The sequence below is a fragment of the Bacillus sp. FJAT-49711 genome (assembly GCF_018343715.1).
Lineage (GTDB): Bacteria > Bacillota > Bacilli > Bacillales > Bacillaceae_C > Lederbergia.
Window position 1 is genome coordinate 642,511 of sequence record NZ_JAGYPL010000002.1, and the last position, 25,091, is coordinate 667,601.

General features: G+C 36.7%; 29 protein-coding genes and 1 pseudogene. 22 read left to right on the top strand and 8 right to left on the bottom strand.

The annotated features are described in order from the left end of the window. Positions 1–217 precede the first annotated feature (217 nt). The 7 genes and pseudogenes from KHA96_RS10750 to KHA96_RS10780 all read left to right on the top strand — a co-directional run bounded on the left by KHA96_RS10750 (position 218) and on the right by KHA96_RS10780 (position 4,372). Positions 218–700: an NUDIX hydrolase gene (locus tag KHA96_RS10750; protein ID WP_213129292.1), complete on the top strand. Its 483-nt coding sequence runs from the start codon at positions 218–220 to the stop codon at positions 698–700. 145 nt (positions 701–845) lie between these two features. Beyond that, on the top strand, positions 846–1,385 hold the full coding sequence (locus KHA96_RS10755) for an HAD-IIIA family hydrolase (protein ID WP_213129293.1): 540 nt from the start codon (positions 846–848) through the stop codon (positions 1,383–1,385). Positions 1,386–1,489: 104 nt separating this feature from the next. Then, a pseudogene (locus KHA96_RS10760) lies at positions 1,490–2,041 on the top strand (ATP-binding protein). 39 nt (positions 2,042–2,080) lie between these two features. Beyond that, a complete protein-coding gene (locus KHA96_RS10765) occupies positions 2,081–2,671 on the top strand; it encodes a class I SAM-dependent methyltransferase (protein ID WP_213129294.1) in 591 nt (196 codons plus the stop codon). Between the two features lie 338 nt (positions 2,672–3,009). Next, the gene (locus tag KHA96_RS10770) at positions 3,010–3,138 is read left to right on the top strand and encodes an FbpB family small basic protein (RefSeq protein ID WP_213129295.1); all 129 of its coding nucleotides are present in this window, start codon (positions 3,010–3,012) and stop codon (positions 3,136–3,138) included. A 15-nt stretch (positions 3,139–3,153) separates the two neighbouring features. Further along, on the top strand, positions 3,154–3,576 hold the full coding sequence (locus tag KHA96_RS10775) for a sporulation protein (protein WP_249315458.1): 423 nt from the start codon (positions 3,154–3,156) through the stop codon (positions 3,574–3,576). Beyond that, complete coding sequence (locus KHA96_RS10780) at positions 3,569–4,372, top strand: EcsC family protein (RefSeq protein ID WP_213129296.1); 804 nt, start codon at positions 3,569–3,571, stop codon at positions 4,370–4,372. Before KHA96_RS10775 ends, KHA96_RS10780 begins: the two co-directional genes overlap by 8 nt. Before the next feature lie 52 nt (positions 4,373–4,424). On the opposite strand, the gene KHA96_RS10785 is transcribed toward KHA96_RS10780, so the two are convergent. After that, a complete protein-coding gene (locus KHA96_RS10785) occupies positions 4,425–5,201 on the bottom strand; it encodes a class I SAM-dependent methyltransferase (protein WP_213129297.1) in 777 nt (258 codons plus the stop codon). A gap of 127 nt (positions 5,202–5,328) precedes the next feature. Here KHA96_RS10785 and KHA96_RS10790 point away from each other — a divergent pair, with 127 nt between their 5' ends. Genes KHA96_RS10790 through KHA96_RS10805 form a run of 4 tightly spaced genes read left to right on the top strand, consistent with a single transcriptional unit; the run spans position 5,329 to position 7,734 of the window. Beyond that, positions 5,329–6,198 carry a LysR family transcriptional regulator gene (locus KHA96_RS10790; protein ID WP_213129298.1) on the top strand — a complete coding sequence of 290 codons (870 nt, stop codon included), beginning with the start codon at positions 5,329–5,331 and terminating at the stop codon, positions 6,196–6,198. Between the two features lie 26 nt (positions 6,199–6,224). Further along, on the top strand, positions 6,225–6,689 hold the full coding sequence (locus KHA96_RS10795; protein ID WP_213129299.1) for an NUDIX domain-containing protein: 465 nt from the start codon (positions 6,225–6,227) through the stop codon (positions 6,687–6,689). An 18-nt stretch (positions 6,690–6,707) separates the two neighbouring features. After that, positions 6,708–7,193: a GNAT family N-acetyltransferase gene (locus KHA96_RS10800; protein ID WP_213129300.1), complete on the top strand. Its 486-nt coding sequence runs from the start codon at positions 6,708–6,710 to the stop codon at positions 7,191–7,193. Positions 7,194–7,212: 19 nt separating this feature from the next. Continuing rightward, positions 7,213–7,734 carry a GNAT family N-acetyltransferase gene (locus tag KHA96_RS10805; RefSeq protein ID WP_213129301.1) on the top strand — a complete coding sequence of 174 codons (522 nt, stop codon included), beginning with the start codon at positions 7,213–7,215 and terminating at the stop codon, positions 7,732–7,734. Positions 7,735–7,800: 66 nt separating this feature from the next. Here the strand turns inward: KHA96_RS10805 and KHA96_RS10810 are convergent, their stop codons facing one another. Then, positions 7,801–9,078: a YjiH family protein gene (locus KHA96_RS10810; RefSeq protein WP_213129917.1), complete on the bottom strand. Its 1,278-nt coding sequence runs from the start codon at positions 9,076–9,078 to the stop codon at positions 7,801–7,803. A gap of 308 nt (positions 9,079–9,386) precedes the next feature. On the opposite strand from KHA96_RS10810, the gene KHA96_RS10815 reads away from it, so the two are divergent. Both KHA96_RS10815 and KHA96_RS10820 read left to right on the top strand, forming a co-directional pair. After that, complete coding sequence (locus KHA96_RS10815) at positions 9,387–10,262, top strand: Cof-type HAD-IIB family hydrolase (RefSeq protein WP_213129302.1); 876 nt, start codon at positions 9,387–9,389, stop codon at positions 10,260–10,262. Positions 10,263–10,341: 79 nt separating this feature from the next. Further along, positions 10,342–10,755: a GNAT family N-acetyltransferase gene (locus tag KHA96_RS10820; protein WP_213129303.1), complete on the top strand. Its 414-nt coding sequence runs from the start codon at positions 10,342–10,344 to the stop codon at positions 10,753–10,755. A gap of 367 nt (positions 10,756–11,122) precedes the next feature. Here KHA96_RS10820 and KHA96_RS10825 read toward each other — a convergent pair whose 3' ends face one another. The 3 genes from KHA96_RS10825 to KHA96_RS23035 form a co-directional block, all read right to left on the bottom strand. Next, positions 11,123–11,986 carry a GNAT family N-acetyltransferase gene (locus KHA96_RS10825; RefSeq protein ID WP_349305730.1) on the bottom strand — a complete coding sequence of 288 codons (864 nt, stop codon included), beginning with the start codon at positions 11,984–11,986 and terminating at the stop codon, positions 11,123–11,125. A 6-nt stretch (positions 11,987–11,992) separates the two neighbouring features. Continuing rightward, the gene (locus KHA96_RS10830) at positions 11,993–12,562 is read right to left on the bottom strand and encodes a nucleotidyltransferase family protein (RefSeq protein WP_213129304.1); all 570 of its coding nucleotides are present in this window, start codon (positions 12,560–12,562) and stop codon (positions 11,993–11,995) included. A gap of 189 nt (positions 12,563–12,751) precedes the next feature. Next, the gene (locus KHA96_RS23035; protein WP_249315460.1) at positions 12,752–12,850 is read right to left on the bottom strand and encodes a putative holin-like toxin; all 99 of its coding nucleotides are present in this window, start codon (positions 12,848–12,850) and stop codon (positions 12,752–12,754) included. 243 nt (positions 12,851–13,093) lie between these two features. Here KHA96_RS23035 and KHA96_RS10835 point away from each other — a divergent pair, with 243 nt between their 5' ends. From KHA96_RS10835 to KHA96_RS10855, 6 genes are all read left to right on the top strand, one after another. After that, a complete protein-coding gene (locus tag KHA96_RS10835; RefSeq protein WP_213129305.1) occupies positions 13,094–13,777 on the top strand; it encodes a response regulator transcription factor in 684 nt (227 codons plus the stop codon). A 1-nt stretch (position 13,778) separates the two neighbouring features. Next, positions 13,779–14,780: a sensor histidine kinase gene (locus KHA96_RS10840; protein ID WP_213129306.1), complete on the top strand. Its 1,002-nt coding sequence runs from the start codon at positions 13,779–13,781 to the stop codon at positions 14,778–14,780. Positions 14,781–14,878: 98 nt separating this feature from the next. Beyond that, complete coding sequence (locus KHA96_RS23510; RefSeq protein WP_425311311.1) at positions 14,879–14,965, top strand: putative holin-like toxin; 87 nt, start codon at positions 14,879–14,881, stop codon at positions 14,963–14,965. A gap of 280 nt (positions 14,966–15,245) precedes the next feature. Beyond that, on the top strand, positions 15,246–15,929 hold the full coding sequence (locus KHA96_RS10845; protein WP_213129307.1) for an ABC transporter ATP-binding protein: 684 nt from the start codon (positions 15,246–15,248) through the stop codon (positions 15,927–15,929). Beyond that, positions 15,926–18,502: an ABC transporter permease gene (locus tag KHA96_RS10850; RefSeq protein ID WP_213129308.1), complete on the top strand. Its 2,577-nt coding sequence runs from the start codon at positions 15,926–15,928 to the stop codon at positions 18,500–18,502. Before KHA96_RS10845 ends, KHA96_RS10850 begins: the two co-directional genes overlap by 4 nt. Before the next feature lie 53 nt (positions 18,503–18,555). Further along, a complete protein-coding gene (locus tag KHA96_RS10855) occupies positions 18,556–19,782 on the top strand; it encodes a hypothetical protein (protein WP_213129309.1) in 1,227 nt (408 codons plus the stop codon). A 335-nt stretch (positions 19,783–20,117) separates the two neighbouring features. Here KHA96_RS10855 and bshB2 read toward each other — a convergent pair whose 3' ends face one another. The 3 genes from bshB2 to pdxK form a co-directional block, all read right to left on the bottom strand. Continuing rightward, positions 20,118–20,801 carry a bacillithiol biosynthesis deacetylase BshB2 gene (gene bshB2, locus KHA96_RS10860; protein WP_213129310.1) on the bottom strand — a complete coding sequence of 228 codons (684 nt, stop codon included), beginning with the start codon at positions 20,799–20,801 and terminating at the stop codon, positions 20,118–20,120. A 25-nt stretch (positions 20,802–20,826) separates the two neighbouring features. Then, positions 20,827–21,174, bottom strand: coding sequence for a YojF family protein (locus KHA96_RS10865; RefSeq protein WP_213129311.1), 348 nt, complete (start codon positions 21,172–21,174; stop codon positions 20,827–20,829). Positions 21,175–21,292: 118 nt separating this feature from the next. After that, on the bottom strand, positions 21,293–22,093 hold the full coding sequence (gene pdxK, locus KHA96_RS10870; RefSeq protein ID WP_213129312.1) for a pyridoxine/pyridoxal/pyridoxamine kinase: 801 nt from the start codon (positions 22,091–22,093) through the stop codon (positions 21,293–21,295). Positions 22,094–22,548: 455 nt separating this feature from the next. On the opposite strand from pdxK, the gene rsgA reads away from it, so the two are divergent. From rsgA to KHA96_RS10885, 3 genes are all read left to right on the top strand, one after another. After that, on the top strand, positions 22,549–23,604 hold the full coding sequence (rsgA, locus tag KHA96_RS10875) for a ribosome small subunit-dependent GTPase A (protein WP_213129313.1): 1,056 nt from the start codon (positions 22,549–22,551) through the stop codon (positions 23,602–23,604). A gap of 10 nt (positions 23,605–23,614) precedes the next feature. After that, positions 23,615–24,382 (top strand): class I SAM-dependent methyltransferase, encoded by a 768-nt coding sequence (locus tag KHA96_RS10880; RefSeq protein WP_213129314.1) that lies wholly within the window; start codon positions 23,615–23,617, stop codon positions 24,380–24,382. A gap of 124 nt (positions 24,383–24,506) precedes the next feature. Then, positions 24,507–25,082, top strand: a complete 576-nt coding sequence (locus KHA96_RS10885; RefSeq protein WP_213129315.1) for a histidine phosphatase family protein — start codon at positions 24,507–24,509, stop codon at positions 25,080–25,082. Positions 25,083–25,091 lie beyond the last annotated feature (9 nt).

Below are 25,091 nucleotides of genomic sequence, written 5' to 3' on the forward strand. Positions count from 1 at the left end.
AAAAGAAACATAGGTCGGAAATCAGCGACCAAATAAATCGATGTACTGATCACAATCCCGAAAATAAAATAAAGAGCGAGGATCATTTGTAATCGAACTCCTTTTTAATATTATAAAAAACGTATTTGGTTTTTGATTGGGCTCTTTATCATTTTGACTTTCATTTTTTATTGATTTTTTAATGAGTAATGATCACACGCGTTCGGAGGTAATTAGAATGAAAATGCCAACACATATAGTAGCAGTCGGTGGAATTGTTGAAGATGAAGAAGGAAATATTCTTTTAGTTAAGACACGTGATGGAGGATGGGTATATCCTGGAGGACAAGTAGAAATTGGAGAAAATTTAATTGATGCATTGATCCGAGAAATAAAAGAAGAAAGCGGAATCGATACAGCTGTTTCTTACTTGATTGGAGTGCATTCCAATACAAGAATTCATAAATGGTACGATGGTGTAACAGATGTTCCAACCAAAGTTATGTTTGATTATGTTTGCAAGCCTGTCGGTGGAGAATTAGGTATTTCGGATGAAACAACAGATAGTCGCTGGGTAGCGAAGAATGAAGTTCTAGACATGATTACAGCTCTAGCGATCCGTATGCGTTATCAAGCTTATTTAGATTATAAGGGGAATATAAATTATACGGAATACGTAACGAAGCCTGAATTTGAAATGAAGCTGAAAAGGACGTTGTAAAAGATAATTGTGTCGAATCATATAATCACTTTGTAATTTAAACTACATAGAAATTATAGATTTACGTTATTTCTTATATGGATGAAGCACTAAAATGAAATGGTCCAATCCACATCCAGCCCCTTAAGTGAAGGTAGGTAATGTAATGAGGTTTTTTGGCATACAAGCAATATTCATAGATAGAGATGGAACGATCGGAGGAAGTGATAAAGTAATCTATCCTGGGGAGTTTGATCTGTTCCCAGGTGTTGCAAAGTCTATACAACTATTGAAAAAATCCGGTGTTCTTATTTGCTCATTTACCAATCAGCCTGGGATTTCTAAGGGAGAAGTAACACTTGATAGTTTTAAAAAAGAGTTCATGGACTTTGGTTTTGATAAAATTTATCTCTGCCCCCATCAACATTATGAAGGTTGCTGCTGTAGAAAGCCTTCTTCTGAAATGCTAAAAAAGGCTGCTAATGATAATCACTTGGATTTAGAGAGTTGTGTAGTAGTTGGGGATAGATGGACAGATTTGCTAGCCGCCGATGAGGCTGGATGTAAGAAGATTTTAGTGAAAACAGGTAGTGGGAAAGAAACGTATGACAAATACATTAACAATGAGTTTTATGGGCGCTGGGGAGAAGTAAAGCCTGACTATATCGCCAATAATTTCAATGAGGCTGTTAAATGGTTAATGTGAAGAGTCAGAAATATTTACATCTCGTGAGGCGAGTTCACTTTATTAAATAATTTTGACGACTTATAAATACTGAACAATGTAATATTAATAATGGAGATGCATTAATGAACAGGTTAGTAATCATAACAGTCGGAAAAACACATAGCGGTAAGACTACTTTTGCTAAAGCTTTAGAACAGCAGTTAGGCAACTCAATTGTCATTGACCAAGATAACCATGCTGAATTCATCAATACCTTTTATAAAAGCCTGTTGCCGAGCCAAGGACCTAATACGATTAAATACGCAGTAACGTAAACCTTTGTAGACTATGCTGTAAATCAGACTAGTTTTCATCTCATTCTTTGCAACTCAAATCGCTCTCGAAATGACCGTCTGGAACTGCTCAGACACTTTCGTGATAAAGGATTCATTAGCATTCTCGTACATTTTGATATTCCTGATTATGTTCTTCAAGCTCGAGTGGCAAATAGTAAACGAAGTACAACTATATTTAGAAGCGCTGCAACTTTTGAGGAAGTACTTAATCGTCAAATAGCTGAATCTCATAAAAGTGAGTTAATTGCTCCAATAGAAGGTGAAGCTGATTATCTTTTTACAATCAATAATAATGATGACGTTCAGTCTGTTATCCGAAAGATTGTTGATATTAGTTAAAGTTTATCTAAATATAATTGAAAAGTGTGAGGAAATAAAATGAATGATCAAATGCTATTTGAGTATTATCAAAGTTTGAGAGAGCCAGAAGCAAATGAATGGAATTTATCTCCGAGAAGTTTATATTTGGAATTTGTCACAAGAGATTATGTCTCAAATAATTTCAATATTTTTGAAGGAATGAAGGTTTGTAATGTAGGAATTGGTGTTGGCGAATGGGATGACTATTTAGGTTATTTATTAAAGGGGAAGGGACAATTAACGAGTATTGATATTGATCCGTATATATGTAAAATGTTCCAATATAGACAATTAAGAGAAGGGCACCCGAATCCATCATTCGTAGTATGTGAAAGTATCCTTAAAACAACTGTAAAGGAAAGTCAGTTTGATTTGTTAACAATGATTGGTTCAACTTTAAAAGAAACGCAAAAATATGAAGAAGCTTTTAAAAAATGCCTGAACTTAATTAATGAAAATGGCAGCTTGATGTATATGGATTTTGAAAAGTACCATGCTTCAAAAGACTTTGAGGCTTTCGCGTTGGATAATGGCCTTCACATTGTTCAAAAAGATGTTTATGACAAATATGAGAATCTTACATTCTATATCTATAAAGTGAAAAAGTGAATACGAATATTGTTATCATTAAGAAAATGGAAATAAAATCTATTGAGCATACATGATTGACAACTGATTAGTGTTTATTTTATGATTAATATATAAATTTGAATAATTCTCCTAAAGGGGAGTAGCTTTAATAACAAAGTCGTCATTACGGAGTTGCGACTCTCGGCTTTGTTGGCAACTGATCGTTGTTAGCGAGACCTTTACCAACTGGTAAAGGTCTCTATTTGCATAAAAAACCTTTACCGAATAATGGTAAAGGTTTTTTTGTTGGTTTTTAGCGATATGGTGACTGATGAATTACAACGATCCAAACAAAAAGATGAAAGAAGGATGACGTTATGAGAAAAGCCAAAGTATCTTTATCTGAGTTAATTAGCAAGAATAAGGAAGAACTTCTTAAAGACAAGGCATTAATTGAAAAAATAGAACAACGTGTAGATGAAAAATACACAAACTTAAATAAGTGATCAGGAGGGTATGTATTGCTATTAAGGAAGTATATGTCCCTTATAGGGATAGGTTCAGCGCAAATAGATCTTATTCTGCCAAAGCATATGTATAAGGCTGGGGAGCATGTTAGCGGATATTTCTCCATCAAAGGTGGTACAATTGATCAACAATTAAAACGAATTGATTGTGAATTGATTATGAAAGATCAGCGTAAGGATATTGAAAAAATAATTGATTTACGAACCATATTGACATCAAAGCGTATCCAATCAGTTGAATTATATGAAATACCATTTGCTTTCAAGCTTCCAGCAACTATTCAGGATTCGTCAGAAGAAATATCTTACCATTTTAAAACGAAGCTTACTTTTGACGAAGGAGTGGAAAGTAAAGACCAAGATCGTATTTTAATTAGTCAAAACAATATGAAGGGAGGATACATACTTAATGATTGAAACACAGGACCAGCTACTTGTTGAATTGAAAAAAAGTGAGGATTGGGAAAAAGACCAAAGCTCGTTATGGTTTTGGGAAAAACTTGGCCGTCTTCCATTCAAACTTCTCGACAAACTGACACCAGCATTTTTACAAAGGAAAATTGGAACTATTTTAGACGAGCTCGGTCAATATATTCAATCAGGGGGAAGGTATTTAAGCTCTGTTTCTTCGCTAAAATCGTATTATCCCCAAAAAGAAGTCCATACATTGCAGGACTTGGATTTGATTTCTGTTAATGAAATGGATCATGCTGTTAGGAATCTCAAAAAAAACCGAAAACGGCTGGCAACGTTCCAAGGGGCAAGCACAGGGATCGGAGGAATTTTCACGATATCCATTGATATTCCATTGCTTCTAGGCCTACAATTAAAAACTCTTCAGGATATAGCCATTTGTTACGGTTATGATCCAAACGATAAAAAGGAAAGAGTGTTTATTGTCAAAGTCCTACAGTTTGTTTCTTCTGATATTGTCGGAAAACAAGCGATATTAAAGCAATTATCCCTCATTGATTCTTCTGATGAAGAGAAAAAAAGAAACTCGGTTTCAGAACTCCTGGGCTGGCGAGAAGTAATTATGAAATACCGAGATCATGTCGGTTGGAAAAAGGTTTTTCAAATGGTTCCCATTGCAGGACTGATTTTCGGCGCCTTTGTAAATCGCTCCTCAATTAACGAGTTATCAGAAGCTGGGATTATGCTTTATCGAAAGAGAAGAATAAAAGAACGTTTAGCTCGATTGGATGGTAAATGAAAATATCATCTTCTTGTGAATATAAACAGAAGGGTCAAAATTGGCCCTTCTGTTATTCTTTTATCCCAATGACACGGATCCTTTTATAATCAGCTATCCATTTATCATCATGAAATAAAATTTCTCTCAAATTATTCTCAACATTTTTGATGATCATGTCTTTTTTGCTTTCTGAAATTCCTTCGAACATAGCGTTGGCAAACATGTTTATCCAGTTCTGGAGTCCATTATCTCCTTCGAGTGGGGTCGGTCTATCAAAATGTTGAGCAAAAGTGACTCTAAAGCCCGTCTCTTCCATTAAAGATGAATACTCTCCGATACTTGGAAAAAACCATGGGAACTTTTCAATGTTTTTTTCGTACCCTTCATGTTTCAATTGATTAATCATCTCATCTGTTATGAATTGAACATTTCCTTTCCCGCCAAATTCAGCGACAAATCTTCCGCCTCGATTTAGTGCCTTATAAATACAATGCAATGCTTTTCCTTGCGGCTTTATCCAATGAAGTGTAGCGTTAGAAAATACCGCATCAAATTCGTTCGTATAGTTTAAATCAGTGGCATCTCCAACATCAAAATGAAGATCTGGATATTTATTTCTTGCTAATCTAACCATATTTTCAGATTTATCTACACCTACAACCTCAATCCCGCGATCATATAATTGCTTTGCCAAATCTCCTGTTCCACAACCAAGGTCGAGTATTTTTTCTCCTTTTTCAGGCGCTAACAATTCAACTAAGTGAGTGCCAAGTGCTGAAACAAATGAATGTTTATAATCATACAAATGTGCATTCCAAGAATCCTTTATGTTTTTGTCATTTTCCAACTGTACCACTCCCTAAAATAGGCTGTTATTTTTTGTTAATTCCATTATACTTAATGAAAAACATTATGAATATTAACAAAAATGGAGTCTATTAATAACGAACTGTTATTGAATAGGGGAGAAATATATGGATATTAAATGGCTTAAAACCTTTGTTATCGCGGCAGAGTATGAAAACTTTCGTAAAGCCTCAGAAGAGCTATTTTTAACTCAGCCAGCCGTCACAAAACATATTAAAAGACTGGAAGAGAACCTAAACATCCAGTTATTCGATAGAATCGGAAAAAATATTACACTTACAGCGGCTGGTCATAAATTCCTGCCCCATGCTAAAGAAATAATTTGTACATACGAACGAGGGCTTGATGACTTTGAATCTTGGAAGCAAGGATACAATCGAAAATTAATCATTGCTGCCGCACCTCAAATTGCCTCTTCAATCCTCCCTTCTATATTGCGAAGTTTTACAGAGAAAAACCCCGACATTGAGGTATTGATCAATGTTCTTAGTTCATATGAAATTGGCAGTGAAATCAGTGCGGGTAGAGCGGACTTGGGATTAACAAGAATAAAACCAATACAAACCAATATAAATTGCCAGATCGTGCATGATGAGCCAGTTTTTCTTGTTGGTCCTAATATGGCAGATCAAGACTGTATGTATGACGAAAAGATGGCCTTGCAAAAATTTAGGTTAATCACACATAACCATCCCGAATATTGGGATCATCTGTTAAACAATATTAAGCGATTTTATCCAACTGTTCGAACTATGAAAGTGAATCAAATAGAGATTACAAAACAATTTATCGAGCAAGGTCTGGGAGTATCTTATTTGCCGGCTACAATGGTGAAGAATGAAATAAAAATGAAACAGCTAGTTGAAATAAAGGCAAATAAAATTGTCCCTCCTACTTCATCAACTTATGTCTTAACAAAAGTAGCAACAAACGAGTCAATTGAATTTATTCAGTTTTTAAAAAAGGCTATTTTATAAACCATTAATAAGCAGGAGGGATTTGGATGAATATTAGAAACTCGGTTAAAGCGATTATCATGAAAGGGGAAAAAATACTATTAACAAAAAATCATGATCATGAAGGATATTTTTATCTCTGTCCAGGTGGCGGCCAGGAGTACGGGGAAACATTTCATGAAACCTTAGTACGAGAATGCTTGGAAGAGATTGGGCGAAAGATTAGTATAGGAGAACTATTATATATACGTGAATATATAGGCAAAAACCATGAACACTCTGCTTTTGACTTTGAGGTTCATCAGGTTGAATATTATTTTGCTTGCCAGCTTAATGGAATGGGGGAAAGTAGTTTTCATCCTTCTAATCCTGATCTACATCAAGTTGGAATTGAGTGGATACCTGTTCATGATTTGCTGCAATACCGGATGTATCCAAAACAATTAAGAAAATTTATTATAAAACATCATAATGAAGAGAAAACTCCAATCTATTTGGGAGATGTTAATTAAAGGGAAAGGAACTGTTAAATGGACCATATTATTCGCAAAATGAAAATGGAAGATATTCAACAAGTCCAAAGCATAGCAAAAACTAGTTGGAATCATACATATAAAAACATTATCCCGATGGAAGTTCAGGAAAACTTTCTCACATCCGCTTATAGCGATGAAATGATGAAGCAACGTATGGAACGCTCTATTATGTATATAGCTGAGGTCGATGGGGAAATTGTAGGTTTTGCTAATTATTCTCCAATGCAAGAGGATGGCAAAGTTGAACTTTATGCGATCTATTTATATCCTGAGTACCAAGGAAAGGGAATAGGAACTTCCTTATTAAAAGCGGGAATAAACAATCTTGAAAATGTAAGAGAGATTTATATTAATGTAGAAAAGAATAATAATATTGGGAAAACCTTTTATAAAGCTAAGGGTTTTGAAGTAGTATCACATTTTGATGATGTATTGGATGGGCATATTGTAGAAACGATTAGGATGGTCTTAAAAATATAGGCACAAGGAGACAATCAATATGGAAAATGTATTTTTATTAAAACCCACCCTGGAATTAAAAGAAGAATATGTAGAATTCTATAAAGAATGGAAAGAAAGTCAGGAGGATATGGTTCCTTGGGTCATAAGTAAAGACCCGTCTGACTTCCAAGGAATGGTACAATTTCTTATGGATAATGAAAAAGGAGAAAATCTGCCTGATAACTGGGTGCCAGATTCTACTTTTTGGTTGGTTACTAAGAAGAAAAAGATTATTGGAGCAGTAAACATTAGACACCGACTCACCGAATCTTTATTTAATTCCGGTGGACATATCGGATATGGGATTCGGCCATCAGAAAGAAAAAAAGGATATGCTACGAAGCTATTGGCATTATCTTTAGAAAAAGCGAAGGAATTGGGAATTAGCAAAGCTCTTGTTGTATGTGATGAAAACAATATAGCTTCGGAAAAAACGATTTTAAAAAATAACGGAATTCCTGATAATAGTTTTATCGAGGACAATGGAAATATGATAAAAAGGTTTTGGATACATATATAACATATTGATTTGTCCTGAAAAAACCGTTTGGGAGCTTTCGTTCCAAACGGTTTTTAAAATGATAATTTAAAAAATTAAATGTGCAATCAATGTAATAATCGGCAATGTAATCAATGTTCTCAATAGAAATAGTATAATCAAATCTTTCATTCCCACTGGAATTTTCGACCCAATCAACAGTCCGCCGACTTCGGACATATAAATTAACTGAGTGACAGATACACTTGCGATGATAAAACGGGTCATATCGGATTCTATTCCTCCTGCTAAAATGGAGGGCAAAAACATGTCGGCGAACCCAACAACTAATGTTTGCGATGCAGCTCCAGCTTCAGGTATTCTTAGCAATTCAAGCAGCGGAATAAAAGGGGTGCCGAGCCATTGGAATAATGGGGTGTATTCAGCTATCACGAGCGCTACCGTTCCAAGCGCCATTACGATTGGTGCTACACCTAACCACATATCCAAAATATTTTTGCACCCGTCTATAAAGAATGCTTTAACACTGCTGCTCTTTCTTGCTTGACTTTGTGCTTGTTCAATTCCGTAACCTAATCTTGAGTAGCCATCAGGAATCAGTTCAGCAGTATTGTCATCTTCTTTTCCATTTATGAAGGTGTTCGGCTTGCTAGAAAGCGGCCAAATTCTTGGAAGGATAATCGCTGCAATTATCCCTGAAAAAGTAACAGCAAAGTAATAAGGTACAAAATAATGCATTAAGCCTACTTCTTTTAAGACGACGATACTAAAGGTGATTGATACGACCGAGAAAGTTGTCCCAATAATTGCCGCTTCTCGTTTCGTATAATGGCCTTCCTCGTATTGCTTGCTAGTAAGCAACACTCCGATTGTTCCGTCTCCGAGCCATGAGGCAAGAGCATCGATTGAGGATCGCCCCGGTAATTTGAATACAGGCCTCATAAATTTTGTCATGAGAGCTCCAAATAGTTCCAATAGTCCAAAGTTCAATAATAACGGCAATAATAAACCAGCGAATAGAAAAACACTAAAAAGGACGGGTAATAAGCTGAACAATAAAGTCGCTCCCGTATTTTCCGACCAGATTGCCTCTGGACCAACCTTAAAAAACACCATAATCGCAAAAACAACCGCTAATATACGAGCTATCACCCATATTATAGGAATATCAAATAGTGCTGTTAAAAATGATGAATTTCTAATAAATGTTGGTTTTAAGGTTTTTGCTATCACCGTTCCGATGAAAGCAAGAATAATGATTCCGACCATTATTGCAGGAATAACCGGACCAAGAATATTTTGCAATGCTTCAGATAAGACAGCGATAGGAATGGTAACTCCTTCACTTGAAGGAATCGGAATCATAAATAAAAAAACACCGATCAAAGAAGGTATTAAAAAAAGTAAAAAGTCCTTTGGAATGATTTTAAGTTTATTCAATGATGTTCACCTTTCGTTATAAAAATTCAACGTTTCTCATTTTAATGCATAAGCACAAAAAAATCCAACCCAAAATTAGGGAAAGGCCGATGGGGACTTGATAAAAAGGAACCGGTCCTTAAACCATTCCCATTTCCTTAAACCATTCCCATTTCTTTGCATTGATACTCTTTTTCAGTTAGAATTATTCGCAATAGAAGAGTGCGTTTAGCATAAAGAAGGAGCTATGAAAATTGATTAAATGTATTGCATCAGATATGGACGGAACGTTATTAAATGCAAGGCAAGAAGTAAGCGAAGAAAACATTCGAGCAATTCAAGCTGCTCAAGAAAAGGGAATTGATTTCGTTGTTGTAACAGGAAGGGCATACAACGAAGTCCGTTATGTACTTGATAAAACAGGTCTTACTTTGCCGGCCGTTTGTGTAAATGGCGGAGAAATTCGCGATAAGGAAGGGAAAGTCAGTTATTCCGTCGGATTGGATGGACCCACTGCGGCAAAAGTTACTTCTGTGTTTGAAGAAATGAATATATACTTTGAGCTGTACACGGAGGGCGGAACATACACAACGGATTACGAAAAAGGAATTCAAGTGCTTGTCGATATTTATCATACAGCGAACCCATCCCAAGATGTAGAAAAAATCCGCGAATCAGCGGATGAACGTTTTCATCAACGACTCATACATGTAATTGATGATTTTGAACGTATTTTTGAAGCAGCTGATTGCCACGTCTATAAATTCCTTGCCTTTTCAATGGATGAGGAAGTACTGATGGAAGTGAGCGAACGCTTAAAGGAAATAAGCGGACTGGAAGTGACTTCTTCAGGTCGAAACAATTTAGAAGTTATGCACTATGAGGCGTTAAAAGGAAAAGCCCTTCAAAAATATGTAGAACAGAAGGGTATATCACTTGAAGAGACAATGGCTTTAGGTGACAACTATAACGATTTATCGATGTTGAAAATTGTCGGCCACTCCGTAGCAATGGGCAATTCAGAACAAGAAATAAAAGATATTTGCAAATATGAGACGGCCACGAATGATGAAGATGGGGTAGCGAAGGCGATTATGAAAGCACTTGGACAAATGGAAACTTCTCAATAAAAAGGCGGTTGCTAATTTGTTATTTTACTTTTGATTTCGGTCATTTTCCTTTTAAAAAACAAAATTGGAGATGATCGATATGATATATAAAAACACGCTTGATGGAATTTCAGCTGATATGCTGACCGGCTTTTTTGTGGATTGGCCAAACCCGCCAAATCCTCAAACGCACCTTAAGCTTTTAAAAAATAGCAGCAACGTAGTTATCGCGATAGATGAAACGGTTAATCAAGTAGTAGGATTCATAACGGCCATTAGCGACGGAATTCTATCAGCCTACATTCCATTTTTAGAAGTATTGCCTGAATACAAAAATAAAGGAATCGGTCAGGAATTAGTTAGCCGGATGCTAACAGAACTGAATCACATATATATGATTGATCTATGCTGTGATGATGATTTAGTTTCTTACTATGAAAAGTTTGGAATGTACAGAACGAATGGAATGATTTTTAGGAATTATAGCAGGCAATCTGGAAATATAGATGAATAGATGGGTGCACAAAAACGCTTTTTATAAAGCGTTTTTGTTGTTAATTTTGTTCCTCCTAAAATTCACATATTCAAGAATGAGAAAGTTAATCCACGTTAAAATGGGAATATAAAATATTAAATAATGAAGGCTAGAAGAACCAAAGCCAAAGGCTCTAGCTTCTTCATCCCCCATGTAAAAAAGCCATGTCATCATGACTAAAATGAGCGTGTTAATGCACAGTGAGGATAGGTTGCTGAACCATTTATGGCTGCTTTTATTAAATATCCATATCGATAGGATTGTAGAAATTATTAGAGAAACGGCCAGCATAATAAACAACAAATGAATCCCGCCTCTTTGTTTTAAATGATTTTGATAAATTATTTTAGATTTCCACAGGCATTGGAATCACTACCGCGTTGCAAGCTTTCTCGTAAAATTCCATTGGACCTGCTCCTCCAATAATGGCATATTCATAGCCTATTTCTTTCATATCTTTAAGGCAGTGATGCAACAGCGAATACCCAATCCCTTTTGTTCGTTGTGAAGTGTGTACTCCCATTGGGCCGAAGTAACATTTTTTATTTTGATAGATATCAAAGGCTGCAAAACCTGCCAATGTATGATCTTCCTCAAAGGCAACGTAAATTTTTGGATTTACTTCACATAATCCCTTTTCAATTGTTTGTGCCCATCCTTCCGAAAAATACATCTTTACGAATTGAATAAGATTTTCATAATCTTCTTTTTTAACCTTTCGAATGAAAGGAGGGTGTTTAATTTCAGGAAAAATATAATGACCAAGGTGAGTAATCATGTCTCGTGAAGTTGTGCCGAGAGCCATTATTATTTTTTTATCTTTCTCGGATAAATAGGAGGCAATTGTATTTGTAGCCAATAACGCTTTAAGTATATGGCCTTCATTTATGTAGATTTGATTATACTTTTTCATATATGTAATAGACTTTTTAATAACACTTTCAACTTCCGTAGCAATGGGAATTGTAAAAAAGTCATGATAAATAAATGGATGTTCAGGATCGATTACTGTTATTAATAAGTCTAAGTTCATATTGCATCTTAATGAGATTTCCCCTAATACACCTGTTTTTTCTAAAAAACATGCTAAAAGAATATGGCTGGGAGTAAGCATAACACTATTTGCTGCAAGTGCCTCACTTTCAGCAATGCGAAAGACTCTTTGAACCCTATCAGTAAGAAAAAGTTGTCCGTTATTCAGCTCAATCACCTCCTTTTAACAATGAAATATCTTCAATTTTGACCAAGTAGATTTCCAATTCTTATTTTGGATGCGTTCTTCATATAAATCTGCTAGTAGTGGATTTTCCAAAATATAAGGAGTTGGTCTCACTTCTAAATGAATGACATCGTGAATTCCATGAGGAGCTGTTAAAATTACATGATTGCTGGAATCTAATTTTACACCTAAAGCTGTTGCAGTTTCCGGAAACTTTGATATAGCATCAATGGAAGATTCATAGGGCGGTACATTATTTCGGATATGCATTCTCGCCTCATTTTTGACCGACCATGGAATTGTTGGATTAATTGCTCGCAAGTGATCTTCATATTCCTTTTCAGTCTCTTCCTTTAAATTGTTTAGGTCATAGTAAATGACATCTATATCTGAGAGCGGGGTTCGCCGAGTGAATCTATGTAATTCATCCCAAATTTTCGAACGGACAAAACCTGCACAAATCCACCAATCAGGTAATTTTAGAGATTTTGCATGATGTAAAATATTCATCATCCAATGATCTTGTTCAATTAAGTGAATGATATCTGCTTCGTTGTTGACCTTCAATTATCCTGCACCTGCCTTGTACTATGTTATCTTTACAATTGTAAAGGGTATAAATATAATATAGATATACAGCATAAATTAAACAGGGACGCCAGCTGCAACTGGCATCCCAACATACAGCTAGACTGCATGAAATGTAGCGACCCAAGGAAGAGATAACCCCCTATGCCGGGTCAAAGCAAGGGAGGGTTATTTCTTTTTATATAGAGAAATAACTATGGCGACTACTGATACGATTAGACTTGAAAACATTACCATCAAGACTATTGCTTCGTATAGAGTTACCATCAGCGTCACCTCCTCTCTACGAGGAAGTGGTCGCTTCCCACCCTGCTTATGTAACTGTATAATTCTACTATATCACAGAGTTGGATAACGCTACCAATTGCCATTCCAATAGAATTTATCTTCATCAATGACACTCGTACAGTAATCTTCTTCTCAATCTCTGCATTACGATGATTGCCATTGCACAATCAACTCTTATTCCTTACACTTATACATAATGATTCACGAAAAGGTGATCTACATATGAAAATTTTACTTGTGGAAGATGATAAAACGATTGCTTCTGGACTTGAATATTCGCTTCAGCAGGATCACTTTTCCACGATATTATGCCATGATGCTGCTTCAGCTAAGAAAGTAATAGCGAAACAGCTTGATCAAATTGCACTATGTTTATTTGATTTGTCTTTGCCAGATGGCAGCGGCTATGAATTGTGTAAAATCGTTAAGGAGAATGGCGATGTTCCGGTCATTTTTTTAACGGCTGTGGATGATGAAGTTAATGTTGTAATGGGGCTAGATATGGGGGCGGACGATTATATTACAAAGCCATTCCGTATTCGCGAGCTGCTTTCACGAATAAAATCCGTTTTACGAAGGTATAACAAACAAGCTCAAACAAAAACGCTAATTGATCTAGACAATATTAGAATCAATACACTTGAAGGCAAGGTCTATAAAAATGGCGTCGAGGTTATTTTAACGGCGTTGGAATATCGTTTGTTGTTAATCTTTGCAAATCACATTGGACAAGTTCTTTCCCGAAATCAGTTGCTTGAGCAAATTTGGGATGTAGCGGGAGACTTTGTGAATGATAATACATTGACGGTTTACATTAAAAGGTTGCGAGAAAAACTTGAGGACCAACCGCAAAATCCAACTATTATTAAAACGGTGCGCGGATTGGGCTATAAGGTTGGCGATTGACATGCTGCGGAATAAAGAGGTTCAAATCTTATTACTAATTATGTGTTCGATCAGTTTGGCGGCAATGATTGCAGCATTCTTTATTTCAATTTCTGCCTTTATTCTAGTTTTGAGTGTATCTATTTTACTGATTGCCTCCTGTTACGTGTTTACTCGTTGGAGGTATCGTGAAATTGAACATTTGTCTAGTTATTTACGTCAGATCACGAGTGGCAACTATTCTCTTGATATACGAGACAATCATGAAGGCGAACTTAGTATTTTAAAAAACGATATTTATAAAGTTACTTTAATGCTTTCTGAACAGAGCTCTCTTTTACAAAAAGATAAAGTCCAATTAACAGATGCAATTTCCGATATATCGCATCAATTGAAAACACCGTTAACATCAATGATGGTTATGTCTGATTTATTAAGTGATGCCGAGCTTCCAAAGGAAAAAAGAATGGAATTCACACGCAATATACGAGTTCAACTTGAACGGATTGAATGGCTCGTTTCTTCATTATTAAAGTTATCCAAAATTGACGCAGGTACGGTTCAGTTCAAAAAAGATAAAGTCATAATGCAGAAACTAATACATGCAGCTATGCAATCGGTCCTTATTCCAATTGATATTAAAGAGCAGACCATTTCAATAGAAGGTGAAAAATCAGTTTCATTTATGGGCGATTCCAATTGGACGATGGAAGCCATTATAAATATATTAAAAAACTGTGTAGAACATACGGAAGAAGGCGGAACGATTTCCATTTCTTTTACAGAAAACGCATTGTTTACGGAACTTATCATTGCTGATAACGGAAAGGGCATCCCAAAAGAAGATCTGCCGCATATTTTTAAACGTTTTTACAAAGGGAAAAATGCAAGTGAAGAAAGTGTTGGGATTGGGCTTGCGATGGCATATAGCATCATAAAAAGTCAGAACGGGGATATTAGTGTTGTGAGTGAAAAAGAAAAGGGAACACAGTTTAGGATAAAGTTTTATAAGCAAGTCATTTAGATGACATTTGAAAAATGATATGATAAGAGTAGGCATAATATAGGGAAGTTAAGGGTGGAAGGCAGTTACCTCCTAGTGATAGAAAGGGGGTGATGCCTATGACTACTTTTCAAACCATTTATCTTATGATTAGTTTTGCAACTCTCATTGTTGCCATACTGTCATTTCATAAAAGGGAAAAGTAAAACCACCCTTAGCCTACCGAGCTAACGAGGGTGGTTTTACTTCACCTTAGAAAAAGCCTTCCCAATCTAACGGGAACTATATTGTGCCAGTCGGTAGGGTGTGTCCAGCACCTTACCGTCTTTTTTATTTTATGAGTATCTATAAATACTATACCATAATGGGGTCTATTTCAAAACGACCAAATAAGTTCTAATGTGACTAAATTGTCATTTTCAAAGTCACTTGAAAGTCATTTTAGACAGATAAACTATAATCAACAGCAAATATGGAGGTTTTACAATGGAAATTTTAAAAATAGAGAATCTGTCTAAAGTGTATGGTAAAGGTGAGACGGCCGTTAAAGCGTTGGATGATGTTTCATTCTCGGTAAAAAAAGGTGAGTTTGTTGCAATTATCGGTCCGTCGGGATCAGGTAAATCCACCCTTTTGCATTTGCTTGGTGGTGTAGATCGCCCATCAAGCGGAAAGGTATTTGTGGATAATACAGATATCTATAGTCTAAACGAAACACAGTTAGCAATCTTTAGAAGAAGACAAATCGGATTGATTTATCAATTTTACAATCTTATTCCAGTTTTAACAGTGGAAGAAAATATTACATTGCCACTATTGTTAGACCAACATAAAGTTGATCAAAAGCAATTTAATGATATCGTCAAAAAGTTAAATCTAGAAAACCGCTTGAATCATTTACCGAATCAGCTTTCTGGAGGACAGCAACAGCGTGTTTCGATTGGCCGCGCATTAATTAGCAATCCAGCGATTATGCTTGCAGACGAACCGACTGGAAACCTAGATAGTAAAAATAGTGGTGAGATTATCGACTTGCTAAAAATGTTTAATAAAACATTTAATCAAACTCTAATTGTCATTACACATGATGAACGAATTGCTCTACAAGCAGACCGTATCATCGCTATTGAAGATGGGAAGGTCAAGAAGGACGAGGTGGTTCGTCCATGAACATTGTCAACAAACTAACGATTAGGCATTTACGGCAAAATAAACGACGAACACTTGTCACGATCATTGGAGTAATTATTTCAGTGGCCATGTTAACAGCGGTAGCGACAATCGGTGTTTCTTTTATGGATTTGTTGAAAAGGCAGACGATTGCAGATGAAGGGGAATGGCATGTTCTTTATAAGAATGTTAACCAAGAGCAGGTCCACGCAATAAAAAAAGATGAGGAGACGAAAAAAGTAGTCCTCTCAAGAGATATAGGCTATGCCTTACTGAAAGGCAGTAAAAACGAAAGTAAGCCTTATTTATTCATCAAGGAATATAATAAATCCGGCTTTGAACAATTTCCAATAGAATTAAGCAGCGGTAGATTGCCGAAAGCACCAAATGAAATCGTCATTTCGGATGAAATTATTAATAATGCGAAGGTTGATTATAGAATTGGCGATATTATAAAGCTTGATATTGGACATAGAATTACAAATGATCCTGACATAGAGGGGCCAATAGATGAAACGTATTCTTTATTAATAAAAGACGGAGAGACCAATGAAAAATTAGAAACAACAGCAACAAAAGAATTTACAATCGTTGGCACTATTAAACGCCCTGGGTGGGAAATACCATGGGGTCCGGCTTATACTGTGATTTCTTATCTTGATGAAGAAGTGCTTAGTAAGGATGAGCTTGTAAATGCAACGGTCGTCTTAAACAAAGTTAAAACTTCTTTATTTGATCATGCCCAAAACTTAGCTGAGAAAAATCAGATAGAAAAAGTTGACTTTAACCATAATTTACTTCGCTATTATGGTGCGATTAAAAATGACGGTATGCGTACAACCCTTTATTCGTTGTGTGCCATCATTATGGTCATTATTATTGTTGGATCAGTATCATTGATTTACAATGCTTTCGCAATTTCTGTTGCGGAACGCTTTCGCCATTTAGGGATGCTTTCGAGTGTTGGGGCTACAAAGAAACAGAAGCAAAACTCAGTATTTTTTGAAGGCTTTGTTATTGGATTGATTAGTATTCCAATTGGAATTATTTCCGGGCTTGCCGGAATGGGAGTAACCTTTTTATTTATCAATACCATTATTCAAGGAGCTATGGGAGTAACTGAGAAGTTAAAAGTGACGGTAACACTTGGTTCGACTTTAGTGGCGATCTTAGTCTCGATTATTACAATTTTTATTTCCACCTACATCCCGGCAAGGAGAGCATCCCGAATTTCAGCAATTGACGCTATCCGTCAATCCACGGATGTGAAACTGACTAGAAAAGCAGTAAAAACTTCTAAATTTGTTCGGAAAATATTTGGAATCGAAGCAGAGATCGGATTGAAAAATTTAAAAAGAAATAAGCGCAGATATCAAGCCACCGTTTTTTCACTCGTGATTAGTATTATGCTCTTTTTATCGGTTGCCTTTTTTACAGCGAATTTGAAAAAGTCATTGTCCCTCTCACAAGATGGTTTGAATTATGATATCGTGATGGAAATTCAAAAAGGGAGAGACGACCAGTTAGTCAATTCAATTTTGTCTATGGATGAAGTGACAAAATCCAGCATGATGTCGCAGCAATATAGTGTAACTTCGTGGATTGAAAAAGATAAGACGTCGGATGCATTGCGAAAATTTGAAGGTTTCAACAATCAGCTTGTTGATGGGAAATATCCTTATAGTATTAATCTTTATTCTATAGATGATGAAAGCTTAAAAGCCTATGCAAAAGAAGTAGGTGCTGATTATAACAAGTTACAAAATGGATTAAATGCGATTGTCATTGATCAGATTAAGTATGAAGATGCTGCTGCGGGAAAATATGTTGAAACGAAAGCAATCCATACGAAAGTAGGGGAGCAGATTGATTTATTTTCTTATAATGAGGAGCATGAGAAAGAGCAATTTTTGAATAAAATAACGGTTGCCGCGTTAACCGGAAAACTTCCAATGGGGGCTTATGGAGGATATCCTGGTAGTTTGGATGTAATCGTGTCTGAATCAACTTTAGAAAAATTGGGATTTGTCGCAGAAGACAACCGAATGCTGTATTTAAACAGTGCAGATCCACTTAAGACGCAGCAGAAAATTGAGGAAATCGAAGAAGTAAGGCATTATATACACAACGTTTATCAAAGTCGCCAGCAGGATGAACAAATGGTCATGATCATGTCTGTCTTTACGTATGGGTTTATCGTGTTGATTACGGCGATTTCAATTGCGAATATCTTGAATACCATTTCGACAAGCATATCTTTAAGAAAAAGAGAATTTGCGATGTTGAAATCAATGGGAATGACGCCAAAAGGCTTTAACAAAATGATGAATTACGAAAGTATTTTTTACGGAATAAAGGCATTGGTTTACGGGTTGCCATTAAGTATCGTATGTATGTTCCTTATCTATAAGGCGTTGGCGAATTCGTTTAGTTATAGTTTTACACTACCGTGGTTAAGTATTATTTATGTAGTTGTGGCCGTTTTTCTTATCGTCGGTACGTCGATGCTATATTCAAGCGCGAAGGTTAAGAAGGAGAACATTATTGATGCTCTAAAACAGGAAAGTATATAATGAGGAAAAGGCTTCTAGAGATAGGAGCCTTTTTTCTATAAGGGGTGTGTTGGATGATTCAAAAGTGGATTGCGGAAATCGAAAAAGGTTGGGGATTGGAACATTTCGATTTGAAAAACGCATCGATTAAAAGGGAGGCTTCTGCTATTAAAACAACGGAGTATAAGCTGGAAATGGAATGGTTTCCTGCAGGGGCTGAAATGGAGGAAGAATCGAATCCTCCCGGAACTGTGTGTGCCGAAGTGAATTTGACATATGGATTTTTAACAAGCTTTATTATAGTTAGAGGTGAAGATTTTAGGGAAAGTCCTCCATTATTACCGAGTACAAATTTGGAGGATGTAGTGGCATGGATCGAATCTACAACAGGATTGAAGTGCGAAATTGATTTCCGGCTACAAATGAAAGACAAAGATGGTGACTACAAGGAATATTTCTTTTCCTCTCTTTTGAATGAAAGAAAAGTCTCACCGGGCGGTTATATTGAAGTTAAAGTAAATAAACAAGGGTATATTGTTTTTTATTCATTATTTGGTTTCTTTCCGAGACTTTATCCGGAAATTACAATTGAGCAAGACCAGCCCGACCTTAATTTGAATAAATTCAAACAAAAGCAAGTCGTCCTATTTGGATTGCCGGAAGAAGAAGGATACCAGCTCTTATATGGAGTGGAAGAAGCTTTTGTTGGCGGCGTTAAGGATCAGATTGTCCTTCATTGGAATGACGACGATCCTGTAAAGGAAATTCGCTTTTCAGACAAAATAGTCGGCGCGATGTGGGAGGAATTTTATAACTCACAAATCATTACAGAAGAAGAGATGTCATTACATATACCACATCCTGATTGCCTCCCTATTAGAGATGATGAAAAACATGAATTATTACAAGTGATTTCGAATTATTTAAAAGTCCACCGCCCGAAAGAAAGCGGCAAATGGCAAGTTGAGAATATCGAGAGGAAAAATGGACTTTTACATGCTGATGCAGTTCCTATTAATTATGTGGATAGAATTTTAGACAAACTTAAATTCTTATACGATGCCGATGAGCATATAGTACTTCATGTTATGGATAAACGCGAGATATTTAGTAAAAAGATTGAGATGCCTTCAAAAGATGTAAAAGTGACAAAAGAAGAAGCGCTAGCGCTATTGGAAAAAGATATCTTTTTCGAGCCTTATTATATGTATGATTTCGAGAAAGAGATTCTTAAGTCAACGCAAATGATTGATTGCCATGAATTTGTTAATGCTGTGACAGGAGAAAAAGTGCAGGAATAGATTCTTGCCCTAAGGTTACAGATTAAAGACAAAACGACTAATAGAATTTCGTAATGGCTAATAGGACCGTCGTAACGGCTAATAGAATTTCGTAATGGCTAATAGGACCGTCGTAACGGCTAATAGAATTTCGTAATGGCTAGTAGGACCGTCGTAACGGCTAATAGAATTTCATAATGGCTAATAGGACTGTCATAACGGCTAATAGAATTTCGTAATGGCTAATAGGACCGTCGTAACGGCTAATAGAATCATGAAACAGATAGATTAATCCCTAAATTCATCCAACTTCAGCAAATAATTATAAAAAACCTGGTTAGAATTCCTAACCAGGTTTACAACACTTTATCTTTTTCCCAATCATACGTCCAAAAACGTTCTTTTTGCCAGTGTGAGAGTAATTCTGGATCATTGGCGGAGAGCCTTTCCTCCATATCGGCAAGCATCCAGGCCGTTTGTGAAATATGGGCTTTTAACGCTCCAAGCTTTTGTTCCCAAGCAGCGCTTACATCGTAATGAATGTCGGCAGGACCAATTTCAGCTTCCGTATTTTTTGAAAAAGCGACGCAATGCAGTTTCGGACGGTTTTCTTTCGGAAGTCTTCTTACTGCGCGAACGACAGCTCTGCCAGTTGCCTCATGGTCAGGGTGGACTGAATATCCTGGATAAAATGAAATTACGAGCGATGGATTGAGCTCTTCAATCATTTCAAATACCATATTGGCGAGCTTTTCATCGCTTTCAAATTCCAAAGTTTTATCCCGGTAGCCCATCATACGTAAGTCTGTAAGCCCCATTGACTTTGCAGCAGCCTCAAGTTCGGCTTTTCTAATTTTTGGCAAGGACTCTCTAGTAGTAAACGGGGGATTTCCAAGGTTTCTGCCCATTTCTCCGAGAGTTAAACATGCGTATGTAACGGGGGACCCGTTTTTTATATAACTCGAAATAGTTCCTGATACCCCAAATGCCTCATCATCTGGGTGAGGGAACACAACTAATACATGGCGTTCTTTTTCCATTGGCATGATCTCCTTTCGTAAAATCTTATTCAAACGGGGTCTTGCTAATTTCTAATGCTACGGCTAGTTTTCCGTCATAACCGTGTCCAGCAAGAAGCAACCGTCCCAGTTCATCTAATTCAAAATGTGTAAGTCCTTCTGCATAAATCCATCCAATCGGAAGCTTTAACCCTACACGATATGGGCCATCGCCTACAATTTTACCGTGCTCGTAACACACTTGCGCGTTGCGGATATACGCTCCAGCTGAAAAAAATGAATCATTATTATGGGCAGCGTATGCACCATTTGTTGTTTCTAGATGTATGTAAACACTGTCGCCAGCAAAATCGTTTATGTGTTGTTGCACCTTTAATACATTTATCTTCTCCATTTATTCGGCCTCCTTCCTAAAGGAACGATATGTTTATTTTACATATAAATGTGCATTTTGTCTTATATAAAAAACGCCTGAAAGAGATTGAATCTCTTTCCAGGCATTTCACTTATGCTTACTTATTGTATGCACCGTGCATTACAGGTCCTACATATTGGTTAAGCTTCCAACCGTGCTTAATCGCAGCTGTTACAAACTCTTTAGCGGCGGAAACAGCTTCTTTTACTGATTTTCCATGAGCCAAGTTCGCTGTAATCGCTGCGGCGAATGTACAGCCTGCACCGTGGTTGTACGTAGTCTCTAATTTTTCTTTTTCGAGAAGTGAAAATTCTTTTCCATCATAAAAGAGATCGATTGCTTTATCGTGATTCAAGCCTTTACCGCCTTTAATGACGACATTTTTAGCGCCTAGATCGTGAATTTTAGCGGCGGCTTCTTTCATATTATCGATTGTTTTAATTGGGCCGGTTTTAGCAAGCTGCCAAGCTTCGAAAAGGTTTGGAGTTACTACTGTTGCGCGTGGTACGAGCAGTTCGCGCAATGCTTCTGTGTTTTCAGGCTGCAATACCTCGTCTTCGCCTTTGCAAACCATTACAGGATCAATCACGACTTTCTCCAATTTATGTTCATCAATTTTACGAGCACCAAGTTCAATAATGTCAACAGATCCAAGCATCCCCGTTTTCATGGCGTCGATGCCGGTGGATAAGATCGTTTTTAATTGTTGTTCGACGATCGATACGTCAATTGGAAAAACACCGTGACTCCAACCATTGTCGGGGTCCATCGTTACGATTGATGTCAAAGCGGTCATTCCGTAGACGTCATGTTCTTGAAATGTTTTTAAGTCTGCCTGTATACCTGCACCGCCACTAGAGTCAGAACCAGCGAGGGTCAATACTTTTTTCATTGCCATAAAAACTACCTCCTAGTTTCACTTGATGTTTATTTTTAGAATATACTAAATTTCACTTGTTGAAAAGATTTTTAACTTTACAAAATAGGATGTACCATAGTAAACTAAAAATGTTAAATTGCGCACGATTTTCCAAGGGAGGAATGTAGTATGTCAAATGTAAACATAATCACTCAAGAAAACTTCATACTGCCCGTGGATCATGGTGTCAATTTTCGTTAATGATTTATATCCATTAATTTTATCCATTTTCCATGGGCGCATATAAGCTCATGGTTTTATATTTGTACGGGATACGTATGCCCATATGACAAAAAACAGAAACCGCGACTTGCGGTTATTTTTTTTGTCCAGCACAAGCAGCCGCCGACGGACCCACATCCTGTGGCCTGTACGTCGATGGGCAAGGCGCTTGCGTTATTCTAAATGCGAAAAAAATTGGAGGAAATTAAACAATGGATTTAAAAATATTAGGTTGGAACGAACAATTTGAAAATGAATTTGAATCATATAAACAAGAAGGCTACTCAATGGGAAGGGTAGCTTTAGAACATAAGCATATGTATAAAGTGTTAACAGAACACGGAGAAGTATTAGCTGAAGTGTCAGGGAAATTTCAATATAATGCTGCGGGGCGGGGAGCTTATCCGGCAGTCGGGGATTGGGTCGTTCTATCCATAAGAATGGAAGAGAGTAGAGCAACGATTCACCGCATTTTACCGAGAAAAAGCAAATTTTCCCGAAATATAGCTGGAGCTACAACAGAAGAACAAATTGTCGCAGCAAACGTCGATACCGTTTTTATCGTAGCTGCCCTCAATGCGGATTTTAATGTGCGAAGAATAGAACGGTATATGTTGATGGCTTGGGAAAGTGGAGCGAATCCAGTCATTATTTTAAGCAAAGCTGATCTTTGCCAAAATATCGATGATAAGGTACAAGAAACGGAATCTGTTGCCATCGGAGTTCCCATTCATGTTGTAAGCGCGGAGCGAAACATTGGAATTGAAGCCCTTTCGGAATATATAAAAGAAGGGAAAACAGTTGCACTTCTTGGATCATCCGGCGTTGGAAAATCCACACTTGTCAATACGTTTACCGGAAAAGCAACGTTAAAAACAGCTGGCATACGTGAGGATGATGATCGCGGTCGACATACAACGACCCATCGTGAACTTGTTGTCCTTGATCAAGGTGGAATATTAATCGACACCCCAGGGATGAGAGAATTACAGCTTTGGGAATCGGATACGGGATTGAGTCAAGAATTTTCTGATATAGAGGAGTTCACCTCCCGATGTAAATTTAGAGATTGCAGCCATAATGGAGAACCAGGATGTGCGGTTCGCAAGGCGATTGAAGAAGGCGAATTAGATGCAGATCGATACAAAAGCTATCTTAAATTACAAAAAGAACTGGCATATTTAGAAAGAAAAGAAGATAAACAACTAGCACAAGCTGAGCGTGATAAATGGAAAAAGGTTACGATGGGGCAAAGGAAGAAAAGGTAGGTAGGAATAAATGTTGTTAAATAACTTTGAAGAATACGACGATCCAATATTATATGATAAAGAAAATGACTCATTTAATGACGATATTTCCTTCTTATTGAAGTGGGCATCGAAAAAGCAAGGACCAATCATTGATTTAGCTTGCGGAACAGGGAGAACTACAATTCCGTTGGCGAGGGAAGGGCATCGGGTGATTGGAGTAGACGTTCATAGCGGCATGCTAAATGAAGCGAAAAAGAAATCATCTAAGCTGAACCTTCCAATCGAATGGATGGAACAAGACTGCACTCAGTTTCAGTTGGAAGTAAAGAGTGGATTTATATATACAGTTGGAAATTCTTTTCAGCATTTCCTTACAAATGAAGCGCAAGATGGGCTGTTATCTTCTGTGTATAAACATTTAGAAGACGAAGGCATCTTTATTTTCGGAACAAGATTTCCGAGTACGGAGGAATTATTGCAGCCAAGCACGGAGGAGTATTGGAGAACATATCACGACCGTGAAACTGGACATAGAGTGGATGTTTTTACAATTAGCATTTATGACAGTCTCAATCAAATTCAAGATTACACGACGATTCGGAAATATAAGAATGATCTTGATGAAATCGTAAATGAAAAAAGAACGAATATCAGTCTACGATATGTATTTCCGAAAGAAATGGAGAGAATGTTATCTGCTCATGGATTAAAAGTTCTCCAAGTTTATAAAGACTGGAACGAATCTCCGATTTCGAATGATAGTTACGAAATGATATATGTTTGTGAAAAAATATAAGATGTTTCTTATGAGGCTGCTTAGATCTTGAATGATCTAAGCGGTTTTTTTAATCGGTAAAAGCAGGATTATAAAATTTAACGAGGAATAGACTTAATAACCGAAAGCAGAAAGGGGAGGTGAGATGGAGCTAGTATTTATTCGCCATGGTCAAGGCGAACATACACTGGAAATTCCTCGCAGCCTGCAATTGGAAGATCCTTCTTTAACAGCAAAAGGAGTAGAGCAAGCAAGGTTATTAAGAAGTGAACTTCCCTTAGAGAAAGAAGATATTATTATAATAAGTCCTACAAGAAGAACATTGGAAACAGCTTTAATTTGGAGCGAAAATATTCGTTGTCAAAAAATTGTTAGTGTATTAGTATCTCCAAGAATGTTTCCAATTCTTCCAGATGCACGAACATTACCTTGCGACAAAATAATGGATATAGAACATATCAAATCTGAATTTCCTTCCGTACATATTGATATGGCAGTTCCTCCCGAATTATGGTCTAAGGGAATAAATATTATGGCGGAAAGTGAATTTGTAAAAATAAGCAAAGAATTTATTGCTGATTATAAAGGGTTTAAAAAAGAAAAGCTTCATATCGTTTCACACGATGGTACCATAACCTCTTATAGACAAATGATTTCTGGCCAAACACTTACTAGAAAAGATTTCCCACAAGATGCGGGCTGGTATCGAATAAATTGTTAATCTATCAGG

Bases quoted from the DNA above. Each gene is read 5' to 3' on its own strand.
- KHA96_RS10855 (WP_213129309.1), top strand. From the start codon at position 18,556: ATGATTCAAAAGTGGATTGCGGAAATCGAAAAAGGTTGGGGATTGGAA.
- KHA96_RS10820 (WP_213129303.1), top strand. From the start codon at position 10,342: ATGATATATAAAAACACGCTTGATGGAATTTCAGCTGATATGCTGACC.
- KHA96_RS10805 (WP_213129301.1), top strand. From the start codon at position 7,213: ATGGAAAATGTATTTTTATTAAAACCCACCCTGGAATTAAAAGAAGAA.
- KHA96_RS10770 (WP_213129295.1), top strand. From the start codon at position 3,010: ATGAGAAAAGCCAAAGTATCTTTATCTGAGTTAATTAGCAAGAATAAG.
- KHA96_RS10800 (WP_213129300.1), top strand. From the start codon at position 6,708: ATGGACCATATTATTCGCAAAATGAAAATGGAAGATATTCAACAAGTC.
- KHA96_RS10755 (WP_213129293.1), top strand. From the start codon at position 846: ATGAGGTTTTTTGGCATACAAGCAATATTCATAGATAGAGATGGAACG.
- bshB2 (WP_213129310.1), bottom strand. From the start codon at position 20,801: ATGGAAAAAGAACGCCATGTATTAGTTGTGTTCCCTCACCCAGATGAT.
- KHA96_RS10780 (WP_213129296.1), top strand. From the start codon at position 3,569: ATGATTGAAACACAGGACCAGCTACTTGTTGAATTGAAAAAAAGTGAG.
- KHA96_RS10790 (WP_213129298.1), top strand. From the start codon at position 5,329: ATGGATATTAAATGGCTTAAAACCTTTGTTATCGCGGCAGAGTATGAA.
- KHA96_RS10835 (WP_213129305.1), top strand. From the start codon at position 13,094: ATGAAAATTTTACTTGTGGAAGATGATAAAACGATTGCTTCTGGACTT.
- KHA96_RS10865 (WP_213129311.1), bottom strand. From the start codon at position 21,174: ATGGAGAAGATAAATGTATTAAAGGTGCAACAACACATAAACGATTTT.
- KHA96_RS10845 (WP_213129307.1), top strand. From the start codon at position 15,246: ATGGAAATTTTAAAAATAGAGAATCTGTCTAAAGTGTATGGTAAAGGT.
- KHA96_RS23510 (WP_425311311.1), top strand. From the start codon at position 14,879: ATGACTACTTTTCAAACCATTTATCTTATGATTAGTTTTGCAACTCTC.
- KHA96_RS10795 (WP_213129299.1), top strand. From the start codon at position 6,225: ATGAATATTAGAAACTCGGTTAAAGCGATTATCATGAAAGGGGAAAAA.
- KHA96_RS10850 (WP_213129308.1), top strand. From the start codon at position 15,926: ATGAACATTGTCAACAAACTAACGATTAGGCATTTACGGCAAAATAAA.
- KHA96_RS10885 (WP_213129315.1), top strand. From the start codon at position 24,507: ATGGAGCTAGTATTTATTCGCCATGGTCAAGGCGAACATACACTGGAA.
- KHA96_RS23035 (WP_249315460.1), bottom strand. From the start codon at position 12,850: ATGGTAACTCTATACGAAGCAATAGTCTTGATGGTAATGTTTTCAAGT.
- KHA96_RS10810 (WP_213129917.1), bottom strand. From the start codon at position 9,078: ATGATTCCGATTCCTTCAAGTGAAGGAGTTACCATTCCTATCGCTGTC.
- KHA96_RS10765 (WP_213129294.1), top strand. From the start codon at position 2,081: ATGAATGATCAAATGCTATTTGAGTATTATCAAAGTTTGAGAGAGCCA.
- KHA96_RS10880 (WP_213129314.1), top strand. From the start codon at position 23,615: ATGTTGTTAAATAACTTTGAAGAATACGACGATCCAATATTATATGAT.
- pdxK (WP_213129312.1), bottom strand. From the start codon at position 22,093: ATGGCAATGAAAAAAGTATTGACCCTCGCTGGTTCTGACTCTAGTGGC.
- KHA96_RS10840 (WP_213129306.1), top strand. From the start codon at position 13,779: ATGCTGCGGAATAAAGAGGTTCAAATCTTATTACTAATTATGTGTTCG.
- rsgA (WP_213129313.1), top strand. From the start codon at position 22,549: ATGGATTTAAAAATATTAGGTTGGAACGAACAATTTGAAAATGAATTT.
- KHA96_RS10750 (WP_213129292.1), top strand. From the start codon at position 218: ATGAAAATGCCAACACATATAGTAGCAGTCGGTGGAATTGTTGAAGAT.